Source organism: Aquibium oceanicum (assembly GCF_001889605.1).
Lineage (GTDB): Bacteria > Pseudomonadota > Alphaproteobacteria > Rhizobiales > Rhizobiaceae > Aquibium > Aquibium oceanicum.
Genome location: NZ_CP018171.1, coordinates 387,082 through 400,731, shown reverse-complemented (window position 1 = coordinate 400,731; position 13,650 = coordinate 387,082). Strand labels below are relative to the sequence as shown.

18 protein-coding genes are annotated in these 13,650 nt (G+C 64.8%); 7 read left to right on the top strand and 11 right to left on the bottom strand.

Annotation, left to right across the window (positions count from 1 at the left end):
- Positions 1 to 122 precede the first annotated feature (122 nt).
- Positions 123 to 743, top strand: coding sequence for an alpha-ketoglutarate-dependent dioxygenase AlkB family protein (locus tag BSQ44_RS02050; protein WP_072601711.1), 621 nt, complete (start codon positions 123 to 125; stop codon positions 741 to 743).
- A 142-nt stretch (positions 744 to 885) separates the two neighbouring features.
- Entirely contained in the window at positions 886 to 1,278 is a 393-nt protein-coding gene (locus BSQ44_RS02045; protein WP_072601710.1) for a hypothetical protein, read from the top strand.
- Between the two features lie 215 nt (positions 1,279 to 1,493).
- Here the strand turns inward: BSQ44_RS02045 and coaA are convergent, their stop codons facing one another.
- The 8 genes from coaA to hisB are packed head-to-tail and all read right to left on the bottom strand — an operon-like array spanning position 1,494 to position 6,701.
- On the bottom strand, positions 1,494 to 2,453 hold the full coding sequence (gene coaA, locus BSQ44_RS02040; RefSeq protein WP_072607797.1) for a type I pantothenate kinase: 960 nt from the start codon (positions 2,451 to 2,453) through the stop codon (positions 1,494 to 1,496).
- A gap of 38 nt (positions 2,454 to 2,491) precedes the next feature.
- The gene (locus tag BSQ44_RS02035; protein WP_072601709.1) at positions 2,492 to 2,821 is read right to left on the bottom strand and encodes a phosphoribosyl-ATP diphosphatase; all 330 of its coding nucleotides are present in this window, start codon (positions 2,819 to 2,821) and stop codon (positions 2,492 to 2,494) included.
- Between the two features lie 9 nt (positions 2,822 to 2,830).
- The gene (gene hisF / locus BSQ44_RS02030) at positions 2,831 to 3,625 is read right to left on the bottom strand and encodes an imidazole glycerol phosphate synthase subunit HisF (protein WP_072601708.1); all 795 of its coding nucleotides are present in this window, start codon (positions 3,623 to 3,625) and stop codon (positions 2,831 to 2,833) included.
- The gene (locus tag BSQ44_RS02025; protein WP_072601707.1) at positions 3,622 to 4,188 is read right to left on the bottom strand and encodes a Uma2 family endonuclease; all 567 of its coding nucleotides are present in this window, start codon (positions 4,186 to 4,188) and stop codon (positions 3,622 to 3,624) included. The genes hisF and BSQ44_RS02025 overlap by 4 nt, the downstream gene beginning before the upstream one ends.
- 4 nt (positions 4,189 to 4,192) lie before the next feature.
- Positions 4,193 to 4,948, bottom strand: coding sequence for a 1-(5-phosphoribosyl)-5-[(5-phosphoribosylamino)methylideneamino]imidazole-4-carboxamide isomerase (gene hisA, locus BSQ44_RS02020; protein ID WP_072601706.1), 756 nt, complete (start codon positions 4,946 to 4,948; stop codon positions 4,193 to 4,195).
- On the bottom strand, positions 4,945 to 5,595 hold the full coding sequence (hisH, locus tag BSQ44_RS02015) for an imidazole glycerol phosphate synthase subunit HisH (protein WP_072601705.1): 651 nt from the start codon (positions 5,593 to 5,595) through the stop codon (positions 4,945 to 4,947). The genes hisA and hisH overlap by 4 nt, the downstream gene beginning before the upstream one ends.
- 2 nt (positions 5,596 to 5,597) lie before the next feature.
- A complete protein-coding gene (locus tag BSQ44_RS02010; RefSeq protein ID WP_072601704.1) occupies positions 5,598 to 6,077 on the bottom strand; it encodes a DUF2628 domain-containing protein in 480 nt (159 codons plus the stop codon).
- Between the two features lie 12 nt (positions 6,078 to 6,089).
- Entirely contained in the window at positions 6,090 to 6,701 is a 612-nt protein-coding gene (hisB, locus tag BSQ44_RS02005) for an imidazoleglycerol-phosphate dehydratase HisB (protein ID WP_072601703.1), read from the bottom strand.
- A 186-nt stretch (positions 6,702 to 6,887) separates the two neighbouring features.
- Here hisB and hslV point away from each other — a divergent pair, with 186 nt between their 5' ends.
- The 5 genes from hslV (at position 6,888) to BSQ44_RS01980 (ending at position 11,646) form a co-directional block, all read left to right on the top strand.
- Complete coding sequence (gene hslV / locus BSQ44_RS02000; protein WP_072601702.1) at positions 6,888 to 7,436, top strand: ATP-dependent protease subunit HslV; 549 nt, start codon at positions 6,888 to 6,890, stop codon at positions 7,434 to 7,436.
- A 60-nt stretch (positions 7,437 to 7,496) separates the two neighbouring features.
- Entirely contained in the window at positions 7,497 to 7,961 is a 465-nt protein-coding gene (locus BSQ44_RS01995; protein ID WP_235633324.1) for a GNAT family N-acetyltransferase, read from the top strand.
- The gene (locus tag BSQ44_RS01990; RefSeq protein ID WP_072601700.1) at positions 7,958 to 9,124 is read left to right on the top strand and encodes a hypothetical protein; all 1,167 of its coding nucleotides are present in this window, start codon (positions 7,958 to 7,960) and stop codon (positions 9,122 to 9,124) included. Before BSQ44_RS01995 ends, BSQ44_RS01990 begins: the two co-directional genes overlap by 4 nt.
- Positions 9,121 to 10,422 (top strand): ATP-dependent protease ATPase subunit HslU, encoded by a 1,302-nt coding sequence (gene hslU / locus BSQ44_RS01985; protein ID WP_072601699.1) that lies wholly within the window; start codon positions 9,121 to 9,123, stop codon positions 10,420 to 10,422. Before BSQ44_RS01990 ends, hslU begins: the two co-directional genes overlap by 4 nt.
- A gap of 210 nt (positions 10,423 to 10,632) precedes the next feature.
- Positions 10,633 to 11,646 (top strand): DUF1402 family protein, encoded by a 1,014-nt coding sequence (locus BSQ44_RS01980; RefSeq protein WP_072601698.1) that lies wholly within the window; start codon positions 10,633 to 10,635, stop codon positions 11,644 to 11,646.
- Here BSQ44_RS01980 and BSQ44_RS01975 read toward each other — a convergent pair.
- Genes BSQ44_RS01975 through mltA form a run of 3 tightly spaced genes read right to left on the bottom strand, consistent with a single transcriptional unit; the run spans position 11,612 to position 13,637 of the window.
- The gene (locus BSQ44_RS01975) at positions 11,612 to 11,974 is read right to left on the bottom strand and encodes a helix-turn-helix domain-containing protein (protein WP_072601697.1); all 363 of its coding nucleotides are present in this window, start codon (positions 11,972 to 11,974) and stop codon (positions 11,612 to 11,614) included. The two genes, BSQ44_RS01980 and BSQ44_RS01975, sit on opposite strands and share 35 nt — an antisense overlap.
- On the bottom strand, positions 11,971 to 12,537 hold the full coding sequence (locus tag BSQ44_RS01970) for a Smr/MutS family protein (RefSeq protein ID WP_072601696.1): 567 nt from the start codon (positions 12,535 to 12,537) through the stop codon (positions 11,971 to 11,973). The genes BSQ44_RS01975 and BSQ44_RS01970 overlap by 4 nt, the downstream gene beginning before the upstream one ends.
- Positions 12,534 to 13,637, bottom strand: a complete 1,104-nt coding sequence (gene mltA / locus BSQ44_RS01965; protein ID WP_072601695.1) for a murein transglycosylase A — start codon at positions 13,635 to 13,637, stop codon at positions 12,534 to 12,536. Before mltA ends, BSQ44_RS01970 begins: the two co-directional genes overlap by 4 nt.
- Between the last annotated feature and the right edge of the window lie 13 nt (positions 13,638 to 13,650).

Here is a 13,650-nt window from a genome sequence, read left to right as displayed (position 1 = left end):
GATCATGGGCCGGCGGGCGACCGCCGACTTTTTTTTATTCGCAAACGCCGTTTTCGGATTGCGCTGCCGGCGGCGGCGCCACATCTGCCCACGAATATCCATGTTCCTTGACGGAGCGAAGCGTGCAGGCCCTCGCACCCGGTGTGCACCTTCATCCCGGCTACCTCGACGCATCGGCCCAGAAGGCGCTGCTCGAAGAGATCCGCGCCGTCGTCGCCCAGGCGCCGCTCTACGTCCCCGCGATGCCGCGCACCGGAAAACCGATGAGCGTGCGCATGACCAATTGCGGGGCGCTTGGCTGGGTCACCGACAAGGAGCGCGGATACCGCTATCAGGCGACGCATCCGGTGACGGGCGAGGCGTGGCCGGCGATCCCCAAGATGCTGCTCGACATCTGGGACGACGTCGCGAATTTCCCGCTGCTGCCCCAAGCCTGCCTCGTGAACTTCTATTCGGCCGATGCGAAGATGGGGCTGCACCAGGATCGCGACGAGCAGGAACTCGGCGCGCCGGTCGTGTCGCTGTCGCTCGGCGACGACTGCCTCTTCAGAGTTGGCGGAACTGCGCGGAACGCGCCGACAGCCTCGGTGCGGCTCGGTAGCGGCGATCTGGTGGTGCTCGGCGGCGAAGGGCGGCTCGCCTTCCACGGCGTCGACCGAATCTATCCCGGCACCTCGATGCTTTTGAAGAACGAGGGCCGCATCAACCTCACCCTGCGCCGCGTCACGCGGGGACAGATTTAGACCGTCCCCGCACTCCCCCCGCCGCATCGCGGCCGCGATGCGGCCCTGCCTCGCTCTCAATCGATCGCCGCCGAGAGTTTTTTTATCCACGCTCTTCCCGGACTTGCGACAATCTCTGCGCGAACACCGGAGGACGTGACGGATGGACTGGAGAAGGGAGGGCGATGTTCTGGAGCAGATCCTGGCGCTGCTCGTCTCCTTCGCCGGTCTCGCCGACCGCGCGGCCGGCCTGCCCTTGTGTCTCCAGCTGCCCGCCCTCGTCTTCCTGACGCAAGGCGAAGCCGTCGCCCGATCCTTCGTCATCGGCCTGCCGGCCGGTGCGCCGGCGGCCATCGCGGGGTCGCCCGCGGGAGACCGCGCCAAGCGGCTCGCCGCCGATTTCAGGGTGCTGGCTCGGATGCTTCGTTCGCTGCTGGCGCTGGCCCGGCGCCGGGCGCGTTTCGCCACTGTCGAAACCCGCCCCCTGCTGCTGCCGCGCACGCCTGCGCGCTCGGGACGCACGGTGCCGGCGATGCCCGCGCCCGACACGTCGTGACGGCCAGAAGCCTGAACCTTGACGAGAAATCCGCCGCCTCGCTCGCCTCCCCGCAATGACTTGCGGACGGCGGTCGCAGGCGCTGGCTCGGGTTGGCGAGGGTCCGGGGGCTGACCCGTCACGTCATGCGACCCGGCTCCCCGTCCGTCCCGGATCACCGTCGAGCCGGGGCCGAAACAAGGGAAAGCCCCGCATGAACGTATGGTTTTTTCGCCTCAGAGCTTGCGCAGCGCCACTTCCTCGACCCGGTGGTTGGCGCCCTTGCGCAGGATCAGGTCGGCACGCGGGCGTGTCGGCAGGATGTTTTCGCGCAGGTTCTTCAGGTTGATGTTGCTCCACAACCCTTCGGCGATCGCGCGGGCGGAATCGGCCGAGAGCGAGGAGTACCGGTGAAAGAAGGAGTCGGGGTTGCGGAACGCCGTTTCCCTCAGCCGCATGAAGCGGTCGATGTACCATTTGTGGATCAGGTTCTCGTCGGCGTCGAGAAAGATGGAGAAGTCGAAGAAGTCCGACACCACGGGAACCGCGCGCCCGTCCTTGGGCAGTTCGCGTGTCTGGAGCACGTTGATGCCCTCGAAGATCAGGATGTCGGGCCGGTCGATCAGCGCGTATTCGCCGGGCAGCACGTCATAGGTGAGGTGCGAATAGAGCGGCGCGGGAACGTTTCGCTCCCCGGACTTGATACCGGACAAAAACCGCAGCAACGCGCCGACGTCGTAGCTGTCGGGAAACCCCTTGCGTTCCATCAGGTTCTCGCGGCGCAGCACCTCGTTGGGATAGAGGAAGCCGTCCGTCGTCACCAGATCCACCTTCGGGCTGGAGGGCCAGCGGGCGAGCAGCTCCTTCAGGATACGCGCGGTGGCCGACTTTCCGACGGCGACCGACCCGGCGATGCCGATGATGAACGGGGTCTTCACCGCGTCGTCGGCGTTGAAGAACACCTGGCGCTGGCGAAACAGCAGCTGCGAGGCTTCGACATGGGCGGACAGCAGGCGCGACATAGACAGGTAGACCCGCGCGACTTCGTCGAGATCGATGGGATCGTTGAGGGAGCTCAGGCGCTGGACCTCGTCCTCGCTGAGCGTCAGCGGGGTGTCGGCACGGAACCCGGCCCATCTCTCCGCCGTGAAGATGCGATAGGGCGAGTATCTCAGGTTCGGCGCAAGCTGATCCATCGCCCCCGGCGCCTCATCGAGAACCGACCGCTCCATCCTCATGCCCGGTCCGTAGACCGCGAGGCCTTCTCGGCCACGCCGGACTGGCCCGTGCGGCGCTCGAGTTCCTGCAGTACCTGCGACAGCGGAATGTCGGCGACGGCGAGCACCACCAGCCAATGGTAGAGGAGATCGGCACTTTCCGACACGAGACCGTCCCGGTCGCGGCCGACGGCGGCAATCACCGTCTCCACCGCCTCCTCGCCCATCTTCTTGGCGGCCTTCTCCATCCCCGCTGCGAAAAGCTTCGCGGTCCAGGATTGCGCGTCGCCCGAGAGGGCGCGTTCCCGGATGGTCCGTTCGAGGTCGGCGAGCGAAAATTCGGCCATGGCGGGCGTTTAGTGCGGTTGGGCGGGCGAGTCGAGTCGCATGGCGAGCCCGGCCGCCGCCATATGCGCCTTCGCCGCGGCGATGGTGTAAGTGCCGAAATGGAAGATCGAGGCGGCGAGAACCGCCGTCGCATGCCCGTCGCGGATGCCTTCGACCAGGTGATCGAGCTTTCCGACCCCGCCCGAGGCGATCACCGGAACGCGGACCGCATCGGCGACGGCGCGGGTGAGCGGCAGGTCGTAGCCCGCCTTGGTTCCGTCGCGGTCCATGGAGGTGAGCAGGATCTCCCCGGCGCCGAGGTCGACGACCTTGCGGGCGAACTCGATCGCATCGATGCCCGTCGGGGTGCGTCCGCCATGGGTGAAGATTTCCCAGCGATCCGCCTCGCCGGCGGCCGAGACCTTCTTGGCGTCGATGGCCACCACGATGCACTGGTTGCCGAACTTGTCGGCCGCCGCGGCGACGAAATCCGGGTCCTTCACCGCGGCGGTGTTGATCGACACCTTGTCGGCCCCGGCCAGGAGCAACTTGCGCACGTCGGCGATCTGGCGGACACCGCCGCCGACGGTGAGCGGCATGAAGCATTGTTCCGCCGTGCGGGCGACGACGTCGAAAATCGTCTCGCGATTGTCGGAGGATGCGGTGATATCGAGGAAGCAGAGTTCGTCGGCACCCGCCGCGTCATACGCCTTGGCGGCCTCGACTGGATCTCCGGCATCGACGAGGTCGACAAAGTTGACGCCCTTGACGACACGGCCGTCCTTGACGTCCAGGCAGGGGATGACGCGGGATTTGAGGGTCATGAAGGGTCAAACAGGCCCGAATAGATGTCGCCGATGTCGATAGAGAGGTTAAGTCGCGCCATATGAATTCGCTCCTTTGGTCCGGCATACTGCGCCGGTCCGCTCCAGATGCCATCCGCTTCCCTAGACCATACCCATACACGCGCCTCGTCCTGGGAGAGGACCAGATAATGAAGCAGCGAGTCCACGGTACCGTAGTCAATTACTTTCTCGCCAAAATCGCGGGTGTAGGAGGACGGCGACAGCACCTCCGCGATCAACAGCGGCTCATTGGCAGCGAGATCGGTTCCGGCGCCGGACATTCGATCGACCATGACATCCGGGTATCGGACGCCGCCGGCGGTGACGACGCCGAACTCGGCGGAACTCGTCACATATTCCTTGAGACCGAGTTGAACATTGATCTGATGGATCAGCCGCGCAACGACAACCGCGTGGTACTTCGAGACCCCAACCATCATCTCTTCGACCCTCCCCCCGACGAATTCCCGCTTGCCCTCGCGCCCCTCGTTCCAGCGCAGGAATTCGTCCGGTGTGGTCGGCAGTCTCGACTGGATGTTCATGCTCTCAGTCTAGCATGCCGCGCGGCGGCTTTGAATTGCCCGACAGGATCGCCAGCGCCTCGGCCGGATCGATCCGCCCGTCGTAGAGCGCGCGGCCGGAGATCGCGCCTTCGAGTTTCGCGGCGTCCGGCATGGTCATGCGCACGATGTCGGCGATCGAGGCGAGGCCGCCCGAGGCGATGACGGGGATCGATACGGCGTCGGCGAGCTCGATCGTCGATTCCCAGTTGATGCCGGTCAGCACCCCGTCGCGGTCGATGTCGGTGTAGACGATGGCCGCCACTCCGGCGCCTTCGAATTTCCTCGCCAGTTCGATCACGCCGAGCGAAGAGGCCTCGGCCCAGCCCTCGACCGCCACCTTGCCGCCTTTGGCGTCGATGCCGACGGCGACCTTGCCGGGAAAGCGCCTGCAGGCTTCCCTGACGAGGTCCGGATCGCGAACCGCGACCGTCCCCAGGATCACCCTGGCGAGACCTTTTTCGAGCCAGCCTTCGATGTGGGCCAGCGTGCGGATGCCGCCGCCAAGCTGCACCGGGTTTTTGGTCGCCTTCAGAATCGCCTCGACCGCCGCGCCGTTGACGCTCTGGCCTTCGAAGGCGCCATTGAGATCGACGACGTGCAGCCATTCGAAGCCCTGCTCTTCGAAGGCTTTCGCCTGCGCCGCGGGGTCGGCGTTGTAGACGGTCGCGGTCGCCATGTCGCCGAGCTTCAGGCGCACGCACTGGCCATCCTTCAGGTCGATCGCCGGAAAGAGGATCAAGGCTTCCACCTCAGAAAGTTCGCAATCAGAGCCAGGCCGAGCATCTGGCTCTTCTCGGGATGGAACTGCGTGCCCGCGAGATTACCGCGCGACACCGCTGCCGTCACCTCGCCGCCGTAGTCGGTGACCGCGAGCACGTCATCGGGGTCCTTCGCCGCCAGATGGTAGGAGTGGACGAAATAGGCGTGCTGCCCGTCCGCTCCGGTCGGGATGCCGTCGAACAGCGGATGCGGATGTTTCACGTGAATCGTGTTCCAGCCGATCTGCGGGATCTTGAGCGACGGATCGGTCGGCTCTATCTCCTTCACGTCGCCCGCGATCCAGCCGAAGCCGCGGCTGACGGTCTTCTCCAGCCCGCGTTCCGACATCAGCTGCATGCCGACGCAGATCCCGAGAAAGGGTTTTCCGCCTTTTCCGGTCGCCTCCTCGATCGCTTCCCACATGCCGGCCACGGCGCGGAGGCCAGCCACGCAGTCGGCATAGGCGCCGACGCCCGGCAGTACGATGCGATCGGCGCGGCGAACCCGCTCCGTATCGTCGGTCAGGTCGATCTCGGCGGAAATCCCTGCCTCGCGCGCGGCGCGCTCGAAGGCTTTGGTCGCGGAGCGGAGGTTGCCCGATCCATAATCGATGATGGCGACACGCACCGTCAGTTCCTTCCCGGATAGCCGAACAGTCCGAGTTCGGGCGCGCCGGTGTCGGTGCCGCGCGGCTGCGGCGCGCCGGGCCGCATGGGAACGGCGAGGACGGGCTTTTCGGCCGGCGCAAGGCTCTCGCTCACGTAGCGTGCCTCGGCATCCTCGCGGTCATGCGCCTCGACCACGCCCCACTCCGTCCAGCCGCGCCGGCGCATCGCCCACAATCGAAACACAGCACCCTCGATCCCGATGAAGATCGCAAGCAGGATCGAGAAGCCGGCGACCGCGACTTCCGCCGCACCCGCCTGTTCACCGAGGTAGCCGAGACCAAGCGTGATGGCGAGGAAGACGAGCGTTTCGATCCAGAGCCTGTTCCAGAGCAGCCAGACAAGTGGCAGAAGGAAAGCGAACAACGAGTACCCGTCCCGCACGTAGACCGGATCGGAATCAGGCCGGCTGCGCGGCGGCTCCATGACGACATAGATAGCCATTCTGGCGGGTTCCTATCCGTTCAGCGTACCCTTGGTGGACGGCACCGTTCCCGCCTGGCGCGTATCGGCTTCGATCGCCGTGCGCAGCACCCGGGCGACCGCCTTGAAGCAGGTCTCCGCGATATGGTGGTTGTTCGCTCCGTAGTGGTTCGTCACATGCATCGTGATCCCGGCATTTTGCGCAAGCGCCTGGAAGAATTCGCGTACCAGCTCGGTGTCGAACATGCCGATTTTCGGCGAGCAGAAGCACACGTTCCAGACGAGGAAGGGCCGTCCCGAGACGTCCACCGCGGCCCTGGTTAGGGTCTCGTCCATCGCGAGGTCGATCGAGGCGTACCGCGCGATCCCTTTCCGGTCGCCGAGGGCCCGCGCGATCGCCTGTCCGAGGGCAATGCCGGTATCCTCGACCGTGTGGTGATCGTCGATGTGCAGGTCGCCCTTGGCCTTGACGACCATGTCGATCAGGGAGTGGCGCGAGAGCTGTTCGAGCATGTGATCGAAAAAACCGACGCCCGTCGCGACATCGTATCGGCCGGCGCCATCAAGATCGACGGTCACCTCGATCGACGTCTCGTTCGTCTTGCGGCTCACCGACGCCTTGCGTCCGGTCGCGGCTGCATCCATCTCCTGATCCTCTCGAGCGGCTGGCGGCTGCCTTCTAACAGCATGGTCGGGCGAATGCCAGTTCGCACGGCGGAATCGAGCCCGCTCGATGCCGCGTTTGCAATCGGCAGGGCCGCGCATAAATAAGGCGTCATCAGTGTAATCCTTCCCCAGCACGCGGAGGTCGTCCGCGTTCCCGGAGTGACAATGGCAAACGAGAATTCGATGCACGCCACGACGATCGTGACCGTGCGCAAGGGCGGCAAGGTGGTGATCGCCGGCGACGGACAGGTCAGCCTCGGCCAGACCATCATGAAGGGCAATGCCCGCAAGGTGCGCCGGCTGGGCAAAGGCAACGTGATCGCCGGCTTCGCGGGCGCAACCGCGGACGCCTTTACTCTGCTCGAACGGCTGGAAACCAAGCTGGAGCAGTATCCCGACCAGCTGACGCGGGCTTGCGTGGAGCTCGCCAAGGACTGGCGAACCGACCGCTACCTCCGCCGGCTCGAAGCCATGATGCTTGTGGCCGACAAGAACGTGACGCTGGCGCTCACAGGCACTGGCGACGTGCTGGAGCCGGAGCACGGGGTGATGGCGATCGGCTCAGGCGGCAATTATGCACTCGCCGCCGCTCGTGCCTTGATGGACACCGACAGGGATGCCGAGGAAATCGCGCGAAAGGCGATGCAGATCGCGTCCGACATCTGCGTCTATACCAATTCGAGCGTGGTGGTCGAAATACTGGATGCGGCCTGACCGCCGATGATTTCCTTTCGGCCCGTAGCGTCCGTCGATCTGCCGCTTCTGGGACGATGGATGCGCGAACCGCACTGGCGTGAATGGTGGGGCGATCCGGAAATCGAACTCGGCTACATTCAGGATATGGTGGAAGAGCGCGATACCACGAGGCCCTTCATCTTCTACAAAGGCGACCGTGACATCGGCTACATCCAGTACTGGTTCGTCGGCCACCACCAGAACGGAACCTGGCTCGCGGAAAACCCCTGGCTCGCCGACCTGCCTGCCGAGACGATCGGGGTCGATCTTTCGATAGGCAGCGCCAGCGACCTCTCCAAAGGTCTCGGTACCGAGGCTCTGATCGCCTTCGTCGCGAGATTGCGGGACACCGGCTTCAGCCAGATCATCATCGATCCCGACCCGAACAACATCCGCGCTGTTCGCGCCTACGAGAAAGCCGGCTTCCGACCGGTTGCCGAACTTGCCGGCAAGACAGGCGACAGCCTGATCATGCGTCATGTCGCGAGCGGCGAGACCGGATGATCAGCCACGAGACACTCGAACGCGCGGTGGCCGGCGGGGTCATCACCAGCGAACAGCGCGACACGCTTCTGACCATGGACCGCTCCCGGTTCCATGCGGAGGAAGAAGACGAGGCCAACCCCGAAGAGAACTTGCGCCTGATCGGCGGCGGCAACGACCTGTTCGTCACCGTCGGTATCGTCCTCCTGTCCGCCGGCTTCTATTTCATGCTGTCGACGCTGCTGGCAGGCCGTACCTTGTGGATCGCCGCGCTGGCGGCCGCATTTGCCTGGGCAATAGCAGAGATCGTGACGCGGCAGCACCGCATGAAGCTGTCGTCGACAGTGCTGAGCCTCGCTTTCATGGCCGCGACGACGGTCGTGCTCTGGCTCCTCATCCAGGAGCGTTATCCGATCCGCCAGCCGGAATCGCTCTGGCAGGTGCTCGCGCTGCGCCAGACGGCCGCGCCGGCGGGCTATCTCCTGTTCGGCGGCATCATCGCCGCGGCCGCCGTCTATTTCTGGCGGTTCCGGGTCCCGATTCTCGCCGGTGTCGTGGCGGTATCGGCAACGCTGCTCGCCTTCCTGCAGACGGCAATGATCCTCTACGACGGCATCGCCGCCGGTACGGTTGCTGCGCCGCGGATCGAGGACGTTCCCGACCTCCTGCGCGCCTCGCTCTACATGCCGCTCGTGTGCGGCCTCGTCGTTTTCGGTATCGCAGTGGCGCTCGACCTCCATGACCGGGAGCGACGGACCAGCTGGTCGGACTGCGCATTCTGGCTTCACGTTGTCTCGGCGCCGATGCTCGTCCACCCTCTCTTCATCCTCGCGACGGGCCAGGACGTCGCGTTCGGTCAGGCCGAGCCGGATGAGAGTGCCACGGTCATGCTGACGCTGCTCATCATCGGCTTCGTCTATGTCGCCCTGGCGATCGATCGCCGGTCGCTGCTCGTCCCCACGCTCGCCTATTTCGGATCGCTCGGGATCTATTACCTGGTGAACTCGACGGCCAACAGCACGGGAATTCCGCCCTTCGCTCTCATCCTGCTGGTCATCGGGGCGCTCATCATCACGTTCGGCGCGGGATGGCAGCACATACGCCGCTTGATCGTCCGCCCTACTCTCCCCACATCGGTTCTCGACCGTCTCCCTCCCCTCAAGGTTCGATCGTACAGTAGATGACCCATTTTTCTCCCCGTGAAATCGTGTCGGAACTCGACCGCTACATCATCGGCCAGAAGGACGCCAAGCGCGCCGTGGCCATCGCGTTGCGCAACCGCTGGCGCCGTCAGCAGCTCGAAGGCAACATGCGCGAAGAGGTGATGCCGAAGAACATCCTGATGATCGGACCGACCGGCGTCGGCAAGACCGAGATCTCGCGCCGCCTCGCTCGTCTCGCCGGCGCGCCATTCACCAAGGTCGAGGCGACGAAATTCACCGAAGTCGGCTATGTCGGCCGCGACGTGGAGCAGATCATCCGCGATCTGGTGGAGATCGCGATCGGCCTCGTGAAGGAAAAGATGCGCGAGGATGTCAAGGCGCGCGCGCATGTCAACGCGGAGGAGCGCGTGCTCGATGCGCTCGTCGGCAAGACCGCCAGCCCGGCGACGAAGGACAGTTTCCGCAAGAAGCTACGCAGCGGCGAGATGGATGACAAGGAAATCGAGATCGAGGTGGCGGACACGTCGCCCGCCGGGTTCGATATCCCCGGTATGCCGGGTGCCAACATCGGCGTGCTCAACATCAACGACATGCTGTCGAAGGCGATGGGCGGACGCACCAAGACCCGCAAGACGACCGTGAAGGAATCCTACGGCCATCTGATCAACGACGAATCGGACAAGCTGCTCGACCAGGACGAGGTGGTCCAGCGCGCGCTGGAATCGACCCAGAACGACGGCATCGTCTTTCTCGACGAGATCGACAAGATCGCCACGCGCGAAGGCGGGGTCGGCGCCGGCGTATCGCGCGAAGGCGTTCAGCGCGACCTGCTGCCGCTCGTCGAGGGAACGACCGTGGCGACCAAGTACGGGCCGGTGAAGACCGATCACATCCTCTTCATCGCCTCGGGTGCCTTTCACGTCTCCAAGCCGTCTGACCTGCTGCCGGAACTCCAGGGCCGCCTGCCGATCCGCGTCGAACTGAGGGCCCTCGAGAAGGACGACTTCGTCCGCATCCTCACCGAAACGGAAGCGAGCCTCATCAAGCAGTACATCGCGCTGATGAAAACCGAAGGCGTCGATCTCGAATTCACCGAGGACGCCATCGACCGGCTCGCGCAGATCGCGGTCGATCTCAACGCCAGCGTGGAGAACATCGGTGCCCGCAGACTGCAGACGGTCATGGAGCGGGTCCTCGACGACATTTCCTTCGATGCCCCGGACCGCTCCGGCTCGCAGGTTGTGATCGACGCCGAATATGTCGACAGGAATGTGGGCGATCTGGCGAAGAACACGGATTTGTCCCGTTTCATCCTGTAAGCCCATTGCGGAAACCGTGAAAGGCAGGGCGCATGTCGCCCTGCCGAACAGGTTTTCGTGCCGTGTGACACGGGCCGGATGCAGGTCATCACGCAGGTTTGACGACGTGTATGGCGACGGTGGGCCATTGCTTTGGCGGTGCGCTCGACACCCCGGACCAGTTTGACTAGGGTCCCGGAGATTTTTTTGGCGGTATGCGGACGTGGGTGCATGGGGAAATGTCTGACTGTATCCATCGGTGTGGCGCTGGCGTGGGGCGTGGTTCCCGCGCTCGCGCTGACCGAGGTTCCTCCGGGTAACCGGTACGCCGAACAGCCGCCGGTGCCGTCCGGATCGGCATCGCGGACCAAGGCGCTGAAGACCACATACGAGCGGAAGTACCAGAAGGTCCTGCACCTTCTGGAAACCGACGGATCGCTTCGCAGTAAAATCAGGGAGGCGTCCGCCCATTTTGGGCTCGATCCGCTCCATGTCGCCGGAGCGATCGTCGGCGAGCACACCTACAACGTCGACGCCTACGATCGGCTGCAGACCTATTACGTCAAGGCGGTCTCCTATCTTAACTCGAACTTCAGCTTCTCTTACGACGGGGAGAGCATCGAGAGCTTCATCGCCAGGCCGGAGTTCGGCGTGTGCACCGATAAGACCGGAAGCTACGACCTCTGGACCTGCCGCGAGCGCGTCTGGACGACGGTCTTCCGGGGCAAGACCGTGGACGGCAAGTCCTTTCCCGCCGACCGGCTCAGCGCCGTCTTCTTCCAGCCCTTCTACGCGGGCCAGACATTCGGCATCGGACAGCTCAATCCCCTCACCGCGCTGACCATGACGGACGTCGTTCACAAGGAGACCGGCCTTCCGACGCTCGATCATCGCAATCCGCAAGAGGTCTACCGGACGATCATGGATCCGGACCTGACGCTCACCTATGTCGCGGCGACGCTCCGCAAGTCGATCGACGCCTACGCATCGATCGCCGGCTACGATATCTCGGGAAATCCGGGCATCACTGCCACGCTCTACAATGTCGGCGATCCGGAGGGCCGCGCCCGTGCGCTGAAGGCGGAAAATCTGGCACGCAAGGCGAAAGGCGAACCACCGCGGTTGCCGGAGGAAAACTATTACGGCTGGCTGGTGAACGACAAGCTGCCGGACCTGCGCGCGCTCTTTCCAGAGTCCGGCAAGTCGCCGTCTATCGCCGGCCAGCCGAACGCAGCCGATCGATGAGATCGACCAGGACCTCCTCGTCCAGCAGACCGATCTCAGCCGCCAGCAGGTTAGCCAGTTCCGTCGCGGACGGAGAGAGGCCGGCGGTATCTATGACGACGCGTGGATGCGAGTGTTCGGCCAAGCGTACGAGCTCTTCGGCATCATCCCAGATGATGTTGAAGTAGCCGATGATCTTCTGCATCAGGATCCAGTTGGGGCGCCCCCTGTGCCCGCGTTCCAGCGCTGACAGATAAGCCGCGCTGACGCCGAGCGAACGCGCCATTTCCTTCTGCGTGACTTTTCTTTCGCGGCGCATCTCGCGCATGCGCAGTCCGAAGGGCGTCATCGCGAGGAAACATCCGACTGCCGGCGCAGCCGCACATAGAGAGCCCCGGCCCCTCCATGATGACGCGCGGCGAATTCGTAGCCGCCGACCAGCGGCCTGAACGATGGCGTCGCGAACCAGGCAGGCACGGCCTTGCGCAGGACGCCCTCGCTGCCGAGCGACGAGCCCTTGCCGGTGATGACCAGGACATGGCGGATACCCATCGCATGGGCGCGGTGGAGGAAGCCGAGCAGCAGCGCATGCGCCTCGCCCTGCGTCATGCCGTGCAGGTCGACGCGCGCTTCCAGCGGCAGCCGCCCCTTGGCGAGCTTCTGCCGGGTCGGCTGATCGATCGTGCGGGGCGTATGAACATGCTCCTGCGACTTACGGGGCCTCTGCGGCGGCGGCGCTGCGGCGGCGGCCTCGAGGACGTCGTGAAAGGCAGCCGATGCATCGACCATCGGGTCCAGCATCTCCTCCGGCAGCGTCTTCCCCTTCAGCGGGACCGCGGTGCGCGCGACCTGATTCCAGAGGATGCGGTCATCCTCGCTGAGATCGCGGCGGGAGCCCGTTCTCCGGCTCATGGTTCGGCGCTCGCAAGTGCCCGGGGGACGAACACATAGAAATCCGCCTCGCTGCGCACGACGCCGGCGATCTCGCCGGCAGCGTCGCCCGATCCGGCGAAAAGATCGCCGCGGGCGGGGCCGACGATCGCCGAACCCGTGTCCTGCGCGATCATCAACCTTCGGAACGGAGCCTCTCCAAAAGCCGCCAGGGCCGGAGCATGGATGAACAGAGGCGTTCCGAACGTGTGGAGCAGCCGGTCGACCGCGATCGAGCGACCCGCCGTCAGCGGCACCTTCGCGGCCGCCACCGGCCCGAGCCGCGGGTCGGTGACCTCAGCCTCCCGAAAGAAGATGAAGGAGCGGTTGCGCCACAGGATTTCGTCGATCCGGTCCGCGTGATCCCGGAACCATTGCCGGATCGACTGCATGGTGACGTCTTCCCGGCGCAGTTCGCCCATATCGGCCAGAACGCCGCCCGGTCCGGTGAACCGCTGGCCGGATTTCGCCGCGTAGGTGATCCGCTTGACGCTCGACGGCATGTTCAGCCGCGCCGCGCCCTGGACATGGATGAAGAAGACATCGACGGGATCTTCCAGCCAGGCGATCTCGAGGCCCTGGCCGGCCAGCGCTCCTTCCTCGATCGCCTTTCGATCGTGGTATTCCACGATCCTCCCCTCCATGGATCTGCCGAAGGCGAGATAGGGATCGAGTTCCGGCGATCTGTTGTGCTCGTCCAGATCGACGAGGTCCGCGGGGCGAGAATAGATCGGATACCGGAACTGTTCGGTGCGTGTCGGCGAGGCCACCGCCTCCGGCTCGTAGAAGCCGGTCACAAAACCGCGGCTACCATTTTCCGGGCGAATGAGATGGGGGACGAACCAGCGCTCGAAGAACGCGGTCGAGGCCGCATCGTCGAGCGCCTCGCAACCAATCGCCGCCTCGTAGGCGGCGGCGAACGCACTTGCTTCGATACCGAGCGAACCGGTCCTGTAGGGCTTTACGAGAGCAGCATGCCCGGCCGACCGCCGGAACGCTTCGAAGGCTGGCGCGGTGCGGTCGCTATCCCAGCCGGGGATATCCGCGAACTCCACGGGTCGGAAGAGCGAGGATAGCGGCACCTCTTCCCCTCGC